Here is a 15,667-nt window from a genome sequence, read left to right on the forward strand (position 1 = left end):
TCCTTTATTTATCTTTTAATCCAAGACCCAAATCAATGAGTTTGAGTTTCACTTCTTCCAAACTCTTGCGTCCAAGATTTCGTACTTTCATCATCTCTGCTTCAGATTTTTCTGTCAAATCATGCACAGTGTTGATACCGGCACGTTTCAAACAGTTGTATGAACGCACAGACAAGTCCAGTTCCTCAATCGTACGATCCAAAATACGATCGTCAGATTCAGTATCAGCTTCTTTCATCACTTCAGTTGACTTCGCAATCTCAGTAAGATTTGTAAACAAATCAAGATGTTCTGTCAAGATACGTGCTGAAAGCCCTAAAGCATCTTCAGGAATAATTGTTCCATTAGTCAAGATTTCAAGGGTTAATTTGTCAAATCCATCATTGCTACCTACACGAGCAGGCTCTACTTGATAGTTGACTTTTGTAACTGGTGTATAAATAGAATCTACAGCAAGTGTTCCAACTGGTGCATTATCTTTTTTGTTTTCATCAGCAGGTACATATCCACGACCACTGTTAACAGTCATTGTCGCTTTTAGAGAAGAACCTTCACCGATTGTAAAGAGATAATGATCTGGATTTACAATTTCAATATCACTGTCAGTCAAAATGTCTCCAGCTGTAATTTCAGCAGGACCTTCAACGTCAAGTTCAATGATTTTTTCGTCTTCAACGTATGATTTCACTGCAATCCCTTTAATGTTCAGAATGATTTGCATCACGTCTTCACGAACACCTGGAACTGTGTCGAACTCATGCAAGACACCTTCAATGTTGATAGATGTCACTGCTGCTCCCGGTAGAGAAGCTAGTAGTACACGACGAAGAGAGTTACCAAGAGTTGTACCGTAGCCACGTTCAAGTGGTTCGATTACAAACTTGCCATAATCTTTATTTTCATCAATTTTTGTTATATTTGGTTTTTCAAACTCAATCATTTAGTTACTCCCTCTTAAACGAAAAGCAGTGTAATGCGATGATTATACACGGCGACGTTTTGGAGGACGAGCACCATTGTGTGGCACTGGAGTCACATCACGAATTGCTGTTACTTCAAGACCAGCGGCAGCAAGCGCACGAATAGCTGACTCACGACCAGAACCTGGACCTTTTACAGTAACTTCAACTGATTTAAGACCGTGTTCTTGTGCAGATTTAGCAGCAGCTTCAGAAGCCATTTGAGCAGCGAATGGTGTAGATTTACGAGAACCTTTGAAACCAAGAGCACCAGCTGATGACCAAGCAATTGCATTACCATGCACATCAGTAATCATAACAATAGTGTTATTAAATGTAGCGTGAATATGAGCAATACCAGATTCGATATTCTTTTTCACACGACGTTTACGTGTTGGTTTAGCCAAGACTTTTACCTCCTATATTATTTTTTCTTACCAGCAATCGCAACAGCTTTACCTTTACGAGTGCGAGCGTTGTTTTTAGTGTTTTGTCCACGGACAGGAAGTCCACGACGGTGACGAATACCACGGTAAGAACCGATTTCCATCAAACGTTTGATGTTCAAGTTTACTTCACGACGAAGGTCACCTTCAACTTTGATTGCATCCACTTCACGACGAATAGCATCTTCTTGATCTGATGTAAGGTCACGTACACGAACATCTTCTGAGATTCCAGCAGCAGCCAAAATTTTCTTAGATGTTGCAAGTCCGATACCATAAACGTAAGTCAATGAGATTACTACGCGTTTGTCATTTGGAATGTCAACTCCAGCAATACGAGCCATGTTTTCTCCTTTCTATCTTATCCTTGACGTTGTTTGTGTTTTGGATTTGCTGGGCAAATTACCATAACACGACCATTACGACGAATTACTTTACAGTATTCGCAAATTGGTTTGACCGATGGTCTTACTTTCATTTCTTATCCCTCCAAGTTTTTCGATTATTTAAAGCGGTAAGTGATACGTCCACGTGTCAAGTCATATGGACTCATCTCGACAGTAACACGATCTCCCGCTAAAATACGAATATAGTTTTTACGAATTTTACCAGAAACTGTTGCTAAAATCTGATGTCCATTTTCAAGTTCAACCGTAAACATTGCGTTAGGCATTGTATCGACTACTTTGCCTTCAACTTCAATCACATCGTCTTTTGCCACGCAAAAGCACCTCCATAAATTTCGATTTGATGCCTCTAAACATAGAGACAACAATTATAAGTCAGACTATCTCAGTATAACATTTGTAACGATTTTTTGCAAGTGTGAAAAACGCTTTATTTCAAATTTGTCAATACTTTTTCGATGTCTTTGAACACATCATTGATATCTTGATTTCCTTCGATATCGTGGACCAAGCCTTTGGCACGGTAGTGAGCAATGATTGGTTCACCTTGTGCGATATTAACATCCAACCGACGCTTAACTGTCTCAGGTTTGTCATCTTCGCGTTGGTAGTAATCTTCTTCTTTGTAGTCAACTGGTGGGTTGAAAACTTTGTGGAAGGTTTCACCTGTTTCGCGATGGATGATACGGCCGCTCAAACGTTCTAAGAGACAGTCTGGGTTCACTTCGATGTTGATCACACCTTCCAGTTCGATACCAAGTTCAGCCAATGTTTTGTCCAAGGCATGCGCTTGTTCAATCGTACGTGGGTAACCATCCAACAAGAAACCTGTTTCTTTGATGTCGTCCTGAGAAAGGCGTTCTTTAACAATTCCATTTGTAACTTCATCTGGAACCAACTCACCTTTGTCAATATATGACTTGGCAAGTACACCCATTTCAGTTTGATTAGCCATAGCAGCACGGAACATATCTCCAGTTGAAATGTGTGCCACGTGGAATTGTTCCACAATTTTAGCTGCTTGCGTTCCCTTACCTGCTCCAGGTAAGCCCATAATCAAAAGATTCATGATAGGATCTCCTTATTTTGTATTTAAATAGAAGCAGAAATTCGTTTCAACCCCTATTTAAAAACAAAATAGAAGAGGGGAGACGAAAGTCTCTCTGAAAGGTAGACCTTCATACTCCACTCTCTAAGCAAAAGTAATCTTGCTTTTATTCTGTTTTGTCCATGAAACCAACATACTTACGTTTCAATAGGTAACCTTCAAGTTGTTTGATTCCTTCGATACCTGTCGAGATAATGATCAAAAGACTAGTTCCCCCAAAAGCAACAGCTTCTGAAAGACCAAAGACATCTTTTGCCACAATCGGCAAGATTGAAATCACACCAAGGAAGATTGATCCGACTGTCGCAAGGCGGCGAAGAAGTTTCGACATGAATTCTTCAGTTCCCTTACCAGGACGGACACCATGAATGTAGGCTCCACTCTTTTGCAAGTTTTCTGCTGCTTTCTCTGGATTGATCTGTACAAATGTATAGAAGAATGTAAAGAGAATGATGAGTAAGGCATACATTGCAACACCTGTCGGAGATGTTGTAGATAACATTTCCTGTGCTGTCCGTACCCATGCCCAATCGTGACCTGTAGCACTCAAAAACTGAAGAATGGCTGCAGGTGCTGCTGTAATGGAACTTGCAAAGATAACTGGGATAACCCCCGCCGGGTTCACCTTCAATGGAAGGTATGAACTAGATGGGGCTCCTTGAGCAACTTTTGTATATTGGATTGGAATTTTATATTCTGCCTGTTGAACATAGGTTGTAAAGTATACAATCAACAAGACAGCGATAATCAAAATAACGACAAAGATAATAGATGAAGTCAAACGGCTACTTGGGATATTGACGAAGTAGTCAACATAGATTCCTTTAATCATTTCAGGGATTGAAGCAACAATACCTGCAAAGATGATCATAGAAACACCGTTTCCGTATCCCTTATCTGTAATTTGTTCCCCGAGCCAAGTTACAATCATACTCCCTGCTGTGAGGATAATACCGATAGTAACAAAGACTTGTGGAGTTAAAGCTGTCGTTAATAATTTTGCTCCAGATAGAGTATTAAATCCTGCTGTAATCCCGATAGATTGAACGAATGCAAGCACAAGTGCAATATATCGAGTAGCTTGGTTTAGTTTTCTCCGTCCTACTTCTCCTTGTTTGCCCCATTCTACAAACTTCGGTAAAATATCCATTTGTAGCAATTGAACAACGATGGAAGCAGTGATATACGGACTTACTCCGAGTGCGAAAACGGAGAAGTTCTTCATGGCATTCCCTGAAACAAGACTAAGCATGTTCAAGAAAGATAAACCACTGAGAGCTTCTAAACTTTTTGCATTCACACCTGGAACAGTGATACTTGTCCCAATACGGAAAACAAGAATGATAAAAATCGTAAAGAGAATTTTTGATCGAACTTGTTTAACCTTGAGCGCTTCTTTTAATAATTTAAAAAACATGGGTCACCTCTCTTAGATGACTTCTACAGAACCACCTTTAGCAGTGATAGCTTCCTCAGCTGATTTAGAGAATTTAGCTGCTTTCACAGTCAATTTCTTAGTCAACTCACCGTTACCAAGAATTTTAACTCCTGATTTTTCAGCTTTCACAATTCCTGCTTCGATAAGTACAACTGGAGTTACTTCTGCACCGTCTTCAAAGACGTTCAATTGGTCAAGGTTTACAATTGCGTATTCTTTAGCGTTGATGTTAGTGAATCCACGTTTTGGAAGACGACGGAACAATGGAGTTTGTCCACCTTCAAAACCAAGGCGAACTCCGCCACCGCTACGAGCTTTTTGACCTTTTTGACCGCGACCAGATGTTTTACCGTTACCTGATGAAGTACCACGACCAACACGGTTACGTACTTTACGAGAACCTTCTGCAGGTTTCAATTCATGAAGTTTCATTATTTTTTCTCCTCTTTTGTAAAATGCTAGCGCCGATAAGAGAGAAAAGGTTGTCTCCCTTATCAACTCGCCTATACATTCGTCATCTTAGATGACTATATCTAGTTTTAGGGGATGAGTATTGCCACATCCCCTAAAAATTCATTAGTTTACTTCTTCAACTGTTACCAAGTGAGATACTGCAGTGATCATACCACGGATAGCAGCGTTGTCTTCTTTGATAACAGAGCTGTTCAATTTGCCAAGTCCAAGTGCTACAACAGTTTTACGTTGTGATGGAATGCGTCCGATTGGAGACTTAGTCAAAGTAATTTTAATTTGAGCCATTTTATCCCCTTTCTTATGCCAAATCAGAAACTGAGATACCACGAAGGGCAGCAACTTCTTCAGCGCGTTTCAATTGTTTCAAACCTTCAACAGTTGCGCGAACAATGTTGATTGGAGTGTTAGATCCAAGTGATTTAGATGTAATATCTGCCACACCTGCCAATTCCACAACGGCACGAACTGCACCACCAGCGGCAACTCCAGAACCTTCTACAGCAGGTTTCAACAATACTTTAGCTCCACCGAATTCTGAAAGAACTTCGTGAGGAATTGTTGTTCCAACCATAGGTACTTCAATCAAGTTTTTCTTAGCATCGTCTACTGCTTTACGGATTGCTTCTGGAACTTCTTGAGCTTTACCAGTACCAAATCCTACGCGACCATTGTGGTCACCAACAACAACAAGAGCTGCGAAACGAAGACGACGTCCACCTTTAACAACTTTTGTAACACGGTTGACAGCAACTACGCGTTCTTCAAATTCAACTGCATTGTCTTTAAATGCCATTTTCTAGTGTCCTCCTATTAGAATTTCAATCCGTTTTCACGAGCTGCATCAGCCAAAGCTTTCACACGTCCGTGATATAGATATCCACCGCGGTCGAACACCACTTCTGAAATACCTTTAGCACTTGCACGTTCTGCAACGAGTTTACCGACAGCAACGGCTTGTTCAGTTTTAGTTCCTTTTGAAACTTCTTTGTCAAGAGTTGAAGCACTTGCGAGCGTTACACCCGCTACGTCATCAATCACTTGAGCGTAGATGCCTGTATTAGAACGGAATACGTTCAAACGTGGGCGATCAGCAGTTCCAGAGAGTTTTCCGCGAACGCGACGGTGGCGTTTTTGGCGGAGTTTGTTTTTATCTGGTTTAGAAATCACAGTTTTCACCTCTTTAGTTTTAAATCGTGTGCTATGCACAAAGTTGGAAAATAGGTCGGTGGTTGAAGATCAACCACTCAACATTATTTACCTGTTTTACCTTCTTTACGGCGAACGAATTCACCAACGTAACGGATACCTTTACCTTTATATGGTTCTGGTGAACGAAGGCTACGTACGTAAGCAGCTGTTTGACCAACTACTTCTTTTGAAATTCCGCTAACAACGATTGTTGTTGGGTTTGGAAGTTCAAAAGTAATTCCTTCTGGAGCTTCAACTTCGTCTGGATGAGATTTACCAACAGCCAAAACAAGCTTAGATCCTTGAAGTTGTGCACGGTAACCAACCCCGCGCATTTCAAGTTCTTTCTTGAATCCTTCTGATACACCAACAACCATGTTGTTCAAAAGGGCACGAGTAGTTCCGTGGATTGTTTTCATTTCTTTTGAATCGTTTGGACGGTGAAGAGTTACTTCAGTACCTTCCACACGAATTTCAATATCTTTTGAGAACTCACGAGTAAGTTCTCCTTTAGGTCCTTTTACAGTTACAACGTTGTCATTGTTAGTGATTTCAACACCAGCAGGCAACACGATAACTTTATTACCAATACGTGACATGTTTATTTTCTCCTGTTAAATTGTCAGGCCAGAACGGCCAGTTTTCACGGGGGCTTAAATCGATTTCTCGATTTAAAGGAACATTTAGGTTTCAATTTCAAAGTGAATCTAGGCATCGTCTCGCCGGCATAACTTTGGGTTAGGCAAGAGACGATAACGACGAGTCGCAAAGAAATTGGGAGCTAAATATTACCAAACGTAAGCGATAACCTCACCACCAACATTCTTTTGGCGAGCTTCTTTATCAGTAAGCAAACCTTCAGAAGTTGAAAGGATAGCAATTCCAAGTCCGTTAAGAACTTTTGGAAGATCTTCACGTTTTTTGTAGACACGAAGTCCTGGTTTAGAAACACGTTTCAAGTTAGTGATAACTTTTTCACCGTTTGGTCCGTATTTAAGGAATACACGGATGATGCCTTGTTTGTCATCTTCGATGATTTCTACGTTCTTAACAAAACCTTCGCGTTTAAGGATTTCAGCAATCCCTTTTTTGATGTTTGATGCAGGTACTTCAAGTACTTCGTGTTTCGCTTGGTTAGCGTTACGAATACGAGTTAGGAAGTCTGCGATTGGGTCAGTCATAACCATTTTGTTTTTCTCCTCTTACTAGTAGTTTGCAAGTTGCACTTGCTAGTTAATACATGATACAAAGAGCGTAACAGCAAGAGCAAAAATAGGCAATTTGATGCAGGAGCGATGCTCCAAAGAAAATTGGTCTTTTTTGCCAAAGCTGTAGCTCGTGTTCAAATTGGCAAGCCCAACTGAACCCGGGCTAAACCCTGTGTGAAAAAGATAAACTTTCCTAGAAAATTCAGTTTCTTCGTCAAGTTTCCTATTTTCACTTGGAGTTTTAACGCCCTTGATATCTTAAATTACCAAGATGCTTTTGTTACACCAGGAATTTGTCCTTTGTAAGCTAATTCACGGAAGCAAACACGGCAAAGTTTAAATTTGCGGTAAACTGAATGTGGACGACCACATTTTTCACAACGAGTATAAGCTTGAGTAGAGAACTTCGCTGGACGTTTGTTCTTAGCAATCATTGATTTTTTAGCCATTAGATTTACCTCCTATATTATTTTGCAAAAGGCATTCCAAGGCCTGTAAGCAATGCACGTGACTCTTCGTCAGTGTTAGCAGTTGTTACGATAACGATGTCAAGACCACGAGTTTTGTCAACGTCATCAAAGTTGATTTCTGGGAAGATCAATTGTTCTTTCACACCAAGAGTGTAGTTTCCGCGTCCATCAAATGATTTTGTTGGAACACCGTGGAAGTCACGCACACGTGGAAGTGAAACTGAAACCAATTTGTCCAAGAATTCGTACATACGTTCACCACGAAGGGTAACTTTTGCACCGATCGCTACACCTTCACGAAGACGGAAGCCGGCGATTGATTTTTTAGCTTTAGTGATAAGTGGTTTTTGACCTGAGATAAGTGCCAATTCTTCAGCAGCTTTTTCAAGACTTTTAGCGTTTGATACAGCTTCACCAACACCCATGTTCAAAACGATCTTATCTACTTTAGGCACAGCCATCACTGATGAGTAGTTGAATTGTTCTGTCAAAGCAGGAACTACTTCATTAAGATATTTTTCTTTTAAACGATTTGCCATTATACTTCTCCTTTCCTTCGTGATTAATCAAGCACTTCGCCTGATTTTTTGTTGTAGCGAACTTTTTTACCGTCTACAAATTTGTAACCAACACGACCAGCTACACCATTTTTGTCCAATACTTGAACGTTTGATACGTGGATAGCTGCTTCTTTCTCGATGATACCACCTTGAGGAAGCTCGTTAGTTGGACGTTGGTGTTTCTTAACGATGTTAACACCTTCAACGATAACTTTGTTTACTTTTGGAAGGGCAGTAAGGACAACAGCTTCTGTTCCCTTATCTTTACCAGCGATTACGCGAACTTTGTCGCCTTTTTTTACAAACATTAGGTTTCTCCTTGATTTTTCTTACGCCCATAAGGGCACCCTGGAAAGTAATCCAGGGGACTAGTTTGTTTTTAAAAATTAAAGTACTTCTGGAGCAAGTGACACGATCTTCATGAAGCCACCTTCACGCAATTCACGTGCAACTGGGCCAAAGATACGTGTTCCGCGAGGAGTTTTGTCTTCACGGATGATAACTGCTGCGTTTTCGTCAAATTTGATGTATGAACCATCAGCACGACGAGCACCTGATTTAGTACGAACGATAACAGCTTTTACAACGTCACCTTTTTTAACCGCACCACCAGGAGTAGCTTGTTTTACAGATGCCACGATAACATCACCGATGTTTGCAAATTTACGTCCTGAACCACCAAGAACTTTGATAGTCAAGATTTCGCGCGCACCGCTGTTGTCTGCGACTTTCAAACGAGTTTCTGTTTGAATCATTTCAGTTTTCTCCTTTCAGGTTTGATTAGATGATGACCGCTTCTTCAACAACTTCTACAAGACGGAAACGTTTTGTAGCTGAAAGCGGACGAGTTTCCATGATACGTACGATATCGCCTTCTTTGGCAACATTGTTTTCATCATGTGCTTTGTATTTCTTAGAGTAGTTAATACGTTTACCATAGACTGGGTGGTTACGTTTTGTTTCAACTACAACTGTGATTGTCTTGTCCATTTTGTCAGATACAACACGTCCAACAAGAACTTTACGATTATTGCGTTCCATTGAAATTTCTCCTTCCCTAGTCTATTATTTCGCTTCAGATTGAACTGTTTTGATACGAGCGATTTGTTTTTTAACTTCTTTCAAGCGAGCTGTTTGTTCCAATTGACCAGTAGCAGCTTGGAAACGAAGTTCAAACAATTCTTTTTTCAATTCGTTTTCGCGCTTCGCGAGTTCTTCTTGAGAAAGACCACGAAGTTCTTTAACAAATTCTTTTACTTCATTAAGTTTCATGCCTTCTCCTTATTCTGCTTCACGTTTTACGAATTTACATTTAACTGGCAATTTGTGGCTTGCAAGACGAAGCGCTTCGCGAGCGATTTCTTCAGATACACCAGCGATTTCAAACATCACTTTACCACGTTTAACTGGTGCTACCCAACCTTCAGGTGCCCCTTTACCAGATCCCATACGCACACCGATAGCTTTAGCAGTGTATGATTTGTGTGGGAAGATTTTAATCCAAACTTTACCACCACGTTTCATGTAACGAGTCATGGCGATACGAGCAGCTTCGATTTGGCGGTTAGTGATCCAGTGGCTAGTTGTAGCTTGAAGACCGTATTCACCGAATGCTACTTCTTTTCCACCTTTTGCTTCACCGCGCATTTTTCCACGGAATTCACGACGGTGTTTAACACGTTTAGGTACTAACATTGGTTATTTACCTCCTTTAGTGTTTTTACGAGCTGGAAGAACTTCACCACGGTAGATCCATACTTTAACACCAAGTTTACCGTATGTAGTATCTGCTTCTTCCCAAGCGTAATCGATATCTGCACGAAGTGTGTGAAGTGGAACAGTTCCTTCAGAGTATCCTTCAGCACGGGCGATATCTGCACCGTTCAAACGACCTGATACTTGAGTTTTGATTCCTTTAGCTCCAGCACGCATTGCACGTTGGATTGCTTGTTTTTGTGCACGACGGAAAGCAACACGTTGCTCCAATTGACGAGCAATTCCTTCACCTACAAGGTGAGCATCCAAATCAGGTTGTTTGATTTCGATGATGTTGATGTGTACTTGTTTTCCAGTCAATTTGTTAAGTTTTGCACGGAGTGCATCAACGTTAGCACCACCTTTACCGATAACCATACCTGGTTTAGCAGTGTGAAGTGAAACGTTAACTTTGTTTACTGCGCGTTCAATTTCGATAGTTGAAACTGCTGCGTCAGCAAGTTCTTTTTGAACGAATTTACGGATTGCAAGATCTTCATGAAGGTAATCCGCGTATTCTTTTTCAGCATACCATTTGGCATCCCAATCACGGATGATGCCGACACGCATACCAATTGGATGTACTTTTTGACCCACGATGTTACCTCCTTATTTTTCTGCAACAGCCACAGTGATGTGAGCTGTACGTTTGTTGATTGGTGAAGCTGAACCTTTCGCACGTGGACGGAAACGTTTCATAGTTGGTCCTTCGTTTGCGAATGCTTCAGATACTACCAAGTTAGCTTTGTCCAAACCAAAGTTGTTTTCAGCGTTAGCTACAGCTGAATTCAAAACTTTCAAGATGATTTCAGCAGCTTTGTTTGGTGTGAATGTCAAGATTGCAATAGCATCGGCTACGCTTTTACCACGGATGTTGTCAAGAACAAGACGTGATTTACGAGGTGAAACACGTACTGTACGAGCCATTGCTTTAGCTGAAGTAATTTCTGCCATTTATGTTCTCCTTATTTTCTACGTGTTTTCTTGTCGTCTGCAGCGTGACCCTTGTAAGTACGAGTTGGTGCAAATTCACCAAGTTTGTGACCTACCATGTCTTCTTGGATGTAAACAGGTACGTGTTTACGTCCGTCATAAACTGCAATAGTGTAACCAATGAAACTTGGGAAGATCGTTGAACGACGTGACCAAGTTTTGATAACTTTTTTCTTTTCGTCGTTAGCTTGAGCTTCAACTTTTTTCATCAAATGCTCATCGACGAAAGGTCCTTTTTTAAGACTGCGTCCCATTTTTATTTTTTCTCCTTTAAATGTTGTACCACAGCGGCTTGCGCTCACATGGAGCGCTACCGAGCTGGCGGATTTCCTAGTTGCTTAGGCGACTAGTTTACTATTATTTCTCGTTGCGACGACGAACGATAAGTTTGTCAGATTTCGCTTTCTTGTTACGAGTTTTAAGACCAAGAGCAGGTTTGCCCCATGGAGTAGATGGCGCTTTACGACCAACTGGTGCTTTACCTTCACCACCACCGTGTGGGTGATCGTTAGGGTTCATTACAGAACCACGAACTGTTGGGCGGATACCTTTCCAACGGCTACGTCCTGCTTTACCAAGGTTTACAAGTCCATGTTGTTCGTTTCCGACAACACCAACTGTTGCACGACAAGTTCCAAGAATCATACGAACTTCGCCAGATTGAAGACGAACAAGAACGTATTTACCTTCTTGACCCAATACTTGAGCAGAAGCACCAGCAGCACGTACCAATTCTCCACCACGACCTGGTTTCAACTCGATGTTGTGGATCAAAGTACCAACTGGGATGTTAGCAAGTGGAAGAGCGTTTCCGACTTTGATATCTGCTTCTGGACCTGAAACAATACGTTGACCTACTTCAAGACCTTTTGGAGCGATGATGTATGCTTTCACACCGTCAGTGTAGTGTACAAGAGCGATGTTTGCAGAACGGTTTGGATCGTACTCGATAGTTTTAACAACTGCTTCAACATTGTCTTTGTTACGTTTGAAGTCAACCAAACGGTAGAAACGTTTGTGTCCACCACCTTGGTGACGAACTGTGATACGACCGTTGTTGTTACGACCAGCCTTGCTCTTCAATGCAACAAGCAATGATTTTTCAGGAGTGCTTGTTGTGATTTCAGCGAAATCCAAAGAAGTCATATTACGGCGACCGTTTGTTGTTGGTTTATAAACACGAATTCCCACGATATTTCCTCCTTAGATTATTCAGCTTCAGCAGCGAACAACTCGATTGCTTTTGAATCAGCTGTAAGTGTGATGATAGCTTTTTTAGTTTTGTTAGTAAAACCAGTGTAACGTCCAACACGTTTCGCTTTTGGTTTTACGTTGATTGTGTTAACGTTGGCAACTTTAACACCTTCGAAAGCAGCTTCAACAGCTTGCTTGATCAAAAGTTTGTGTGCACGAGTGTCAACTTCAAATACATATTTTCCTGCTTCAAGTTGAGCCATTGAGCTTTCAGTGATAACAGGTTTTTTGATAACATCATACAAATTCATTATGCAAGAACCTCCTCGATTTTAGAGATAGCTGCTTGTGTGACAAGAAGTTTGTCGCTATTTGCGATGTCAAGAACACTTGCAGTTGTAGCAGTTGCAACTTTCACGTTTGGAAGGTTACGAGCTGAAAGAGCTGCGAATTCATTTCCTTCTTCAAGGATAACAAGAACTTTTGAATCGATGCTCAATGCTGCAAGAACTTTTGCAAATTCAGCAGTTTTTGGAGCTGTAAATGAAAGAGCGTCTACAGCTACGAATTTGTTTTCAGCAACTTTTTCAGAATAAACTGATTTAAGAGCTAGGCGACGAACTTTTTGTGGAAGTTTGTAGCCGTATGAACGTGGAGTTGGTCCGAAGACAACACCACCACCACGCCATTGTGGTGAGCGGATAGAACCTTGACGAGCACGTCCAGTTCCTTTTTGACGCCATGGTTTGCGTCCACCACCTGATACTGCAGAGCGGTTTTTAACAGCGTGTGTTCCTTGACGAAGGCTTGCGCGTTGGCTGATGATCACATCAAACACAACTGATTCATTTGGTTCGATACCAAATACTGCATCGTTAAGAACAACTTGGCCAGCTTCTTTACCAGTTTGGTCAAATAATGTTACGTTTGCCATTGTGACTGATTTCCCCTTTCTTTATTATTTACCAGCTTTAACTGCTGATTTGATAGTGATAAGAGATTTCTTAGCACCTGGTACGTTACCTTTGATAAGGATAACGTTCTTTTCTGGAACAACTTGTACAACTTCAAGGTTTTGAATTGTTACGCGGTCGCCACCCATACGTCCTGCAAGGTTTTTACCTTTGAATACGCGGTTAGGTGCAACAGGTCCCATAGAACCTGGACGACGGTGGTAACGAGAACCGTGAGCCATTGGTCCACGTGATTGTCCGTGGCGTTTGATAACACCTTGGAAACCTTTACCTTTAGAAGTACCAGTTACGTCAACAACGTCTCCAGCTGCGAATGTTTCAACTGTGATTTCAGCACCAACTTCCAAGCCTTCAACGTTTTTGAATTCACGAATGAAGCGCTTAGGAGCCGTGTTAGCTTTCGCTACATGTCCTTTAGCAGGTTTGTTGCTCAATACTTCGCGTTTGTCATCGAAACCAACTTGGATAGCGTTGTATCCGTCTGTTTCAACAGTTTTAACTTGAAGAACAACGTTTGGAGTTGCTTCAATAACTGTTACAGGGATCAATTCGCCAGCTTCAGTGAAGATTTGAGTCATTCCCACTTTTTTCCCTAAGATTCCTTTTGTCATGAGAAAATAGTTCCTTTTCTATATTTTTTATTCAAAAAGTTTTTAACGAGCGTTTTTTATGCTCAAGGTATCAAGCTTTAGATTAAAGTTTGATTTCTACGTTTACACCACTTGGAAGATCCAATTTCATCAACGCATCAACTGTTTTTTGAGTTGGGTTAACGATATCGATCAAACGTTTGTGTGTACGCATTTCAAATTGTTCGCGAGAGTCTTTGTATTTGTGAGTCGCACGAATGATTGTGTAGAGGCTACGTTCAGTTGGAAGTGGGATTGGACCCGCAACTTGTGCACCTGTACGAGTAGCTGATTCTACGATTTTTGCAGCCGCTGTATCAAGCGTACGGTGTTCGTAAGCTTTCAAACGGATACGGATTTTTTTGTTTGCCATCTTTTTCTCCTTTTCGTCTATTTAAGATAATAGGCTAGCTCCACAAGAAAACCGACGCGCGTTGCGTGGCAATGCAACCGAGCGTGTCGCAACCTCTTGCATCAAAGCTAAGGCTGTAATTTACAGCACCATAATAGAATAACACAAAGCCCCTGCGATTGCAAGGGATTTGTGAGCTTTTTTTCGTTTTTTTAGGTTGAAACTGTTTTCTCTTTTCATTTTTCCAAGATTGAGGATTTATATCTATAAAAAACCGTCTTTTCTTCTATATATAATGTGTGTCATTTTGACCTTGAATATATCTTCTGATTGATCTACTAAAATGTCCGCTTTAGACTCGGTTTCTCTATAGTATCGCAGATACTGCTCCCGTCTCATCTGATGGCTAGCTAATACAAAAGATGCATCGCGATTTCTCATAGTCGTATCTCGAGTTAAGCGCCTCTTTAATTCGGTCTCCTCATCCGTGTAGAAACAGATGGTTTTGTCAAAGAGTTCCTTGGGAAGAAAACCCACGGACATCCCTTCAACAATAAGAATTGGCTTTCCTCCAGACAAGACCTCGCTAGCCTTCCAAGATTCATCAATCGTCAAGATGTCCATGCCTGCCTGCAAGGCGAGAATATCTCTCTGTAAACTTGCTAGTTCATGCGCCACTGGCAGACAAGCCGTCACCTTTTGATCTGGCGCTTGCTTTGGTACTACCAGGTGACGTTCTGAGGTGATATAAGGATCTGTTTCTAGTAAATTTACTGTAGTAGAATCTAGAGCTTGATGTAATTCCTGAGCGAAGGTTGACTTGCCCGAAGCCCCATGACCGTAGATCCCTAGCGTCCTAATTCTTCCCGTTTCGATCTCTGAAACCAGTTGTTCTATCAGGTCTTTTTTCTTCATTCTCTCTTCACCTGTTCATAGCTTTCTTTTCCGTCATTAAGCTTGTCCCAAATCACCACTTGCCCACTTTTGAGGGATTTTTGCACATCGATAATCCGTTGATTGGACGAACCTCTAAACTGGAGCATAAGATTGCGTTTGCTTTTATCATACCGTCCATCGACAAGGATGTCAATCAATGATAAGAGTTCCAGTTTATCTGGAGTCTCCAGCATCATTTCTTCCCAAGTGTAGCCCGTCCAGGACCAGATGTCTTTGTCTGGCAATTCCTTTCGAATGCGCTTAACGAGCGGCAAGAGGATACCTGTATTGAGAAATGGTTCTCCTCCTAGCAAGGTCAAACCTTGAACATAGGGTTGGGCAAGGTCTTCCATGATTTGTTCTTCTAATTTTGCCGTATAGGGAATGCCTGCGTTGAAAGACCAAGTCGCAACATTATAGCACCCCTCGCAGTGAAACATGCAACCTGATACATAGAGAGAGTTGCGCACACCTTCTCCATCGACAAAGTTAAAGGCCTTATAATCAATGATTCGCCCTTTACTAAGCTCCTCGCTTTTCCATTCACCTGGTTTTGGTGTATTCCATGTCATCCTT

30 protein-coding genes are annotated in these 15,667 nt (G+C 41.3%); all 30 read right to left on the reverse strand.

Annotation, left to right across the window (positions count from 1 at the left end):
- Nucleotides 1-4 precede the first annotated feature (4 nt).
- Nucleotides 5-940 carry a DNA-directed RNA polymerase subunit alpha gene (locus M1F65_RS06235; protein ID WP_000568993.1) on the reverse strand — a complete coding sequence of 312 codons (936 nt, stop codon included), beginning with the start codon at nt 938-940 and terminating at the stop codon, nt 5-7.
- A 42-nt stretch (nt 941-982) separates the two neighbouring features.
- Complete coding sequence (gene rpsK, locus M1F65_RS06240) at nt 983-1,366, reverse strand: 30S ribosomal protein S11 (RefSeq protein ID WP_001118385.1); 384 nt, start codon at nt 1,364-1,366, stop codon at nt 983-985.
- 17 nt (nt 1,367-1,383) lie between these two features.
- A complete protein-coding gene (rpsM, locus tag M1F65_RS06245) occupies nt 1,384-1,749 on the reverse strand; it encodes a 30S ribosomal protein S13 (protein ID WP_000090781.1) in 366 nt (121 codons plus the stop codon).
- A gap of 17 nt (nt 1,750-1,766) precedes the next feature.
- Nucleotides 1,767-1,883, reverse strand: coding sequence for a 50S ribosomal protein L36 (rpmJ, locus tag M1F65_RS06250; protein WP_001808836.1), 117 nt, complete (start codon nt 1,881-1,883; stop codon nt 1,767-1,769).
- Nucleotides 1,884-1,907: 24 nt separating this feature from the next.
- Nucleotides 1,908-2,126, reverse strand: a complete 219-nt coding sequence (infA, locus tag M1F65_RS06255) for a translation initiation factor IF-1 (protein WP_001029883.1) — start codon at nt 2,124-2,126, stop codon at nt 1,908-1,910.
- Nucleotides 2,127-2,242: 116 nt separating this feature from the next.
- Nucleotides 2,243-2,881 carry an adenylate kinase gene (locus M1F65_RS06260; RefSeq protein ID WP_001050433.1) on the reverse strand — a complete coding sequence of 213 codons (639 nt, stop codon included), beginning with the start codon at nt 2,879-2,881 and terminating at the stop codon, nt 2,243-2,245.
- Between the two features lie 145 nt (nt 2,882-3,026).
- Entirely contained in the window at nt 3,027-4,337 is a 1,311-nt protein-coding gene (gene secY / locus M1F65_RS06265) for a preprotein translocase subunit SecY (protein WP_000465387.1), read from the reverse strand.
- 12 nt (nt 4,338-4,349) lie between these two features.
- Nucleotides 4,350-4,790 (reverse strand): 50S ribosomal protein L15, encoded by a 441-nt coding sequence (rplO, locus tag M1F65_RS06270; RefSeq protein WP_000766089.1) that lies wholly within the window; start codon nt 4,788-4,790, stop codon nt 4,350-4,352.
- A 144-nt stretch (nt 4,791-4,934) separates the two neighbouring features.
- Nucleotides 4,935-5,117, reverse strand: a complete 183-nt coding sequence (gene rpmD / locus M1F65_RS06275; protein WP_000057241.1) for a 50S ribosomal protein L30 — start codon at nt 5,115-5,117, stop codon at nt 4,935-4,937.
- Between the two features lie 13 nt (nt 5,118-5,130).
- Nucleotides 5,131-5,625 (reverse strand): 30S ribosomal protein S5, encoded by a 495-nt coding sequence (rpsE, locus tag M1F65_RS06280; RefSeq protein WP_000874196.1) that lies wholly within the window; start codon nt 5,623-5,625, stop codon nt 5,131-5,133.
- Nucleotides 5,626-5,642: 17 nt separating this feature from the next.
- Nucleotides 5,643-5,999, reverse strand: a complete 357-nt coding sequence (rplR, locus tag M1F65_RS06285; RefSeq protein ID WP_004251098.1) for a 50S ribosomal protein L18 — start codon at nt 5,997-5,999, stop codon at nt 5,643-5,645.
- 83 nt (nt 6,000-6,082) lie between these two features.
- Nucleotides 6,083-6,619: a 50S ribosomal protein L6 gene (gene rplF, locus M1F65_RS06290; protein WP_000086626.1), complete on the reverse strand. Its 537-nt coding sequence runs from the start codon at nt 6,617-6,619 to the stop codon at nt 6,083-6,085.
- Between the two features lie 189 nt (nt 6,620-6,808).
- Nucleotides 6,809-7,207 carry a 30S ribosomal protein S8 gene (gene rpsH / locus M1F65_RS06295; protein ID WP_000245504.1) on the reverse strand — a complete coding sequence of 133 codons (399 nt, stop codon included), beginning with the start codon at nt 7,205-7,207 and terminating at the stop codon, nt 6,809-6,811.
- Nucleotides 7,208-7,491: 284 nt separating this feature from the next.
- The gene (locus M1F65_RS06300) at nt 7,492-7,677 is read right to left on the reverse strand and encodes a type Z 30S ribosomal protein S14 (protein WP_001085697.1); all 186 of its coding nucleotides are present in this window, start codon (nt 7,675-7,677) and stop codon (nt 7,492-7,494) included.
- Between the two features lie 17 nt (nt 7,678-7,694).
- The gene (gene rplE, locus M1F65_RS06305) at nt 7,695-8,237 is read right to left on the reverse strand and encodes a 50S ribosomal protein L5 (RefSeq protein ID WP_000013542.1); all 543 of its coding nucleotides are present in this window, start codon (nt 8,235-8,237) and stop codon (nt 7,695-7,697) included.
- A 23-nt stretch (nt 8,238-8,260) separates the two neighbouring features.
- Nucleotides 8,261-8,566, reverse strand: coding sequence for a 50S ribosomal protein L24 (gene rplX / locus M1F65_RS06310; RefSeq protein WP_000497691.1), 306 nt, complete (start codon nt 8,564-8,566; stop codon nt 8,261-8,263).
- Between the two features lie 78 nt (nt 8,567-8,644).
- Nucleotides 8,645-9,013 (reverse strand): 50S ribosomal protein L14, encoded by a 369-nt coding sequence (gene rplN / locus M1F65_RS06315; protein ID WP_000616545.1) that lies wholly within the window; start codon nt 9,011-9,013, stop codon nt 8,645-8,647.
- Nucleotides 9,014-9,038: 25 nt separating this feature from the next.
- On the reverse strand, nt 9,039-9,299 hold the full coding sequence (gene rpsQ / locus M1F65_RS06320; protein ID WP_000440801.1) for a 30S ribosomal protein S17: 261 nt from the start codon (nt 9,297-9,299) through the stop codon (nt 9,039-9,041).
- 24 nt (nt 9,300-9,323) lie between these two features.
- Nucleotides 9,324-9,530, reverse strand: a complete 207-nt coding sequence (gene rpmC / locus M1F65_RS06325) for a 50S ribosomal protein L29 (protein WP_000772918.1) — start codon at nt 9,528-9,530, stop codon at nt 9,324-9,326.
- Nucleotides 9,531-9,539: 9 nt separating this feature from the next.
- Nucleotides 9,540-9,953 carry a 50S ribosomal protein L16 gene (gene rplP / locus M1F65_RS06330; RefSeq protein WP_000960946.1) on the reverse strand — a complete coding sequence of 138 codons (414 nt, stop codon included), beginning with the start codon at nt 9,951-9,953 and terminating at the stop codon, nt 9,540-9,542.
- Nucleotides 9,954-9,956: 3 nt separating this feature from the next.
- The gene (gene rpsC, locus M1F65_RS06335; RefSeq protein WP_000529936.1) at nt 9,957-10,610 is read right to left on the reverse strand and encodes a 30S ribosomal protein S3; all 654 of its coding nucleotides are present in this window, start codon (nt 10,608-10,610) and stop codon (nt 9,957-9,959) included.
- Between the two features lie 12 nt (nt 10,611-10,622).
- Complete coding sequence (gene rplV / locus M1F65_RS06340; RefSeq protein ID WP_000818137.1) at nt 10,623-10,967, reverse strand: 50S ribosomal protein L22; 345 nt, start codon at nt 10,965-10,967, stop codon at nt 10,623-10,625.
- An 11-nt stretch (nt 10,968-10,978) separates the two neighbouring features.
- Nucleotides 10,979-11,260, reverse strand: coding sequence for a 30S ribosomal protein S19 (rpsS, locus tag M1F65_RS06345; protein ID WP_000533766.1), 282 nt, complete (start codon nt 11,258-11,260; stop codon nt 10,979-10,981).
- Nucleotides 11,261-11,363: 103 nt separating this feature from the next.
- Nucleotides 11,364-12,197, reverse strand: coding sequence for a 50S ribosomal protein L2 (rplB, locus tag M1F65_RS06350; protein ID WP_000512910.1), 834 nt, complete (start codon nt 12,195-12,197; stop codon nt 11,364-11,366).
- Nucleotides 12,198-12,214: 17 nt separating this feature from the next.
- Nucleotides 12,215-12,511, reverse strand: a complete 297-nt coding sequence (locus tag M1F65_RS06355) for a 50S ribosomal protein L23 (RefSeq protein WP_001055347.1) — start codon at nt 12,509-12,511, stop codon at nt 12,215-12,217.
- On the reverse strand, nt 12,511-13,134 hold the full coding sequence (rplD, locus tag M1F65_RS06360) for a 50S ribosomal protein L4 (RefSeq protein WP_000024537.1): 624 nt from the start codon (nt 13,132-13,134) through the stop codon (nt 12,511-12,513). Before rplD ends, M1F65_RS06355 begins: the two co-directional genes overlap by 1 nt.
- Before the next feature lie 24 nt (nt 13,135-13,158).
- Nucleotides 13,159-13,785 carry a 50S ribosomal protein L3 gene (rplC, locus tag M1F65_RS06365; protein ID WP_000160197.1) on the reverse strand — a complete coding sequence of 209 codons (627 nt, stop codon included), beginning with the start codon at nt 13,783-13,785 and terminating at the stop codon, nt 13,159-13,161.
- 82 nt (nt 13,786-13,867) lie between these two features.
- Nucleotides 13,868-14,176 carry a 30S ribosomal protein S10 gene (rpsJ, locus tag M1F65_RS06370; protein WP_001284513.1) on the reverse strand — a complete coding sequence of 103 codons (309 nt, stop codon included), beginning with the start codon at nt 14,174-14,176 and terminating at the stop codon, nt 13,868-13,870.
- Nucleotides 14,177-14,419: 243 nt separating this feature from the next.
- Nucleotides 14,420-15,070 carry a uridine kinase family protein gene (locus M1F65_RS06375; RefSeq protein ID WP_000725971.1) on the reverse strand — a complete coding sequence of 217 codons (651 nt, stop codon included), beginning with the start codon at nt 15,068-15,070 and terminating at the stop codon, nt 14,420-14,422.
- The gene (gene nrdG / locus M1F65_RS06380; RefSeq protein WP_000220162.1) at nt 15,067-15,663 is read right to left on the reverse strand and encodes an anaerobic ribonucleoside-triphosphate reductase activating protein; all 597 of its coding nucleotides are present in this window, start codon (nt 15,661-15,663) and stop codon (nt 15,067-15,069) included. Before nrdG ends, M1F65_RS06375 begins: the two co-directional genes overlap by 4 nt.
- Nucleotides 15,664-15,667: the final 4 nt, after the last annotated feature.

Source organism: Streptococcus oralis, assembly GCF_023109195.1.
Taxonomy (GTDB): domain Bacteria; phylum Bacillota; class Bacilli; order Lactobacillales; family Streptococcaceae; genus Streptococcus; species Streptococcus oralis_BV.

Coding starts and splice junctions, on each gene's coding strand:
- M1F65_RS06235 (WP_000568993.1), bottom strand. CDS start 940: ATGATTGAGTTTGAAAAACCAAATATAACAAAAATTGATGAAAATAAA.
- rpsM (WP_000090781.1), bottom strand. CDS start 1,749: ATGGCTCGTATTGCTGGAGTTGACATTCCAAATGACAAACGCGTAGTA.
- rpmJ (WP_001808836.1), bottom strand. CDS start 1,883: ATGAAAGTAAGACCATCGGTCAAACCAATTTGCGAATACTGTAAAGTA.
- M1F65_RS06260 (WP_001050433.1), bottom strand. CDS start 2,881: ATGAATCTTTTGATTATGGGCTTACCTGGAGCAGGTAAGGGAACGCAA.
- secY (WP_000465387.1), bottom strand. CDS start 4,337: ATGTTTTTTAAATTATTAAAAGAAGCGCTCAAGGTTAAACAAGTTCGA.
- rplO (WP_000766089.1), bottom strand. CDS start 4,790: ATGAAACTTCATGAATTGAAACCTGCAGAAGGTTCTCGTAAAGTACGT.
- rpmD (WP_000057241.1), bottom strand. CDS start 5,117: ATGGCTCAAATTAAAATTACTTTGACTAAGTCTCCAATCGGACGCATT.
- rpsE (WP_000874196.1), bottom strand. CDS start 5,625: ATGGCATTTAAAGACAATGCAGTTGAATTTGAAGAACGCGTAGTTGCT.
- rplF (WP_000086626.1), bottom strand. CDS start 6,619: ATGTCACGTATTGGTAATAAAGTTATCGTGTTGCCTGCTGGTGTTGAA.
- rpsH (WP_000245504.1), bottom strand. CDS start 7,207: ATGGTTATGACTGACCCAATCGCAGACTTCCTAACTCGTATTCGTAAC.
- M1F65_RS06300 (WP_001085697.1), bottom strand. CDS start 7,677: ATGGCTAAAAAATCAATGATTGCTAAGAACAAACGTCCAGCGAAGTTC.
- rplE (WP_000013542.1), bottom strand. CDS start 8,237: ATGGCAAATCGTTTAAAAGAAAAATATCTTAATGAAGTAGTTCCTGCT.
- rplX (WP_000497691.1), bottom strand. CDS start 8,566: ATGTTTGTAAAAAAAGGCGACAAAGTTCGCGTAATCGCTGGTAAAGAT.
- rplN (WP_000616545.1), bottom strand. CDS start 9,013: ATGATTCAAACAGAAACTCGTTTGAAAGTCGCAGACAACAGCGGTGCG.
- rpsQ (WP_000440801.1), bottom strand. CDS start 9,299: ATGGAACGCAATAATCGTAAAGTTCTTGTTGGACGTGTTGTATCTGAC.
- rpmC (WP_000772918.1), bottom strand. CDS start 9,530: ATGAAACTTAATGAAGTAAAAGAATTTGTTAAAGAACTTCGTGGTCTT.
- rplP (WP_000960946.1), bottom strand. CDS start 9,953: ATGTTAGTACCTAAACGTGTTAAACACCGTCGTGAATTCCGTGGAAAA.
- rplV (WP_000818137.1), bottom strand. CDS start 10,967: ATGGCAGAAATTACTTCAGCTAAAGCAATGGCTCGTACAGTACGTGTT.
- rpsS (WP_000533766.1), bottom strand. CDS start 11,260: ATGGGACGCAGTCTTAAAAAAGGACCTTTCGTCGATGAGCATTTGATG.
- M1F65_RS06355 (WP_001055347.1), bottom strand. CDS start 12,511: ATGAATTTGTATGATGTTATCAAAAAACCTGTTATCACTGAAAGCTCA.
- rplD (WP_000024537.1), bottom strand. CDS start 13,134: ATGGCAAACGTAACATTATTTGACCAAACTGGTAAAGAAGCTGGCCAA.
- rplC (WP_000160197.1), bottom strand. CDS start 13,785: ATGACAAAAGGAATCTTAGGGAAAAAAGTGGGAATGACTCAAATCTTC.
- rpsJ (WP_001284513.1), bottom strand. CDS start 14,176: ATGGCAAACAAAAAAATCCGTATCCGTTTGAAAGCTTACGAACACCGT.
- M1F65_RS06375 (WP_000725971.1), bottom strand. CDS start 15,070: ATGAAGAAAAAAGACCTGATAGAACAACTGGTTTCAGAGATCGAAACG.
- nrdG (WP_000220162.1), bottom strand. CDS start 15,663: ATGACATGGAATACACCAAAACCAGGTGAATGGAAAAGCGAGGAGCTT.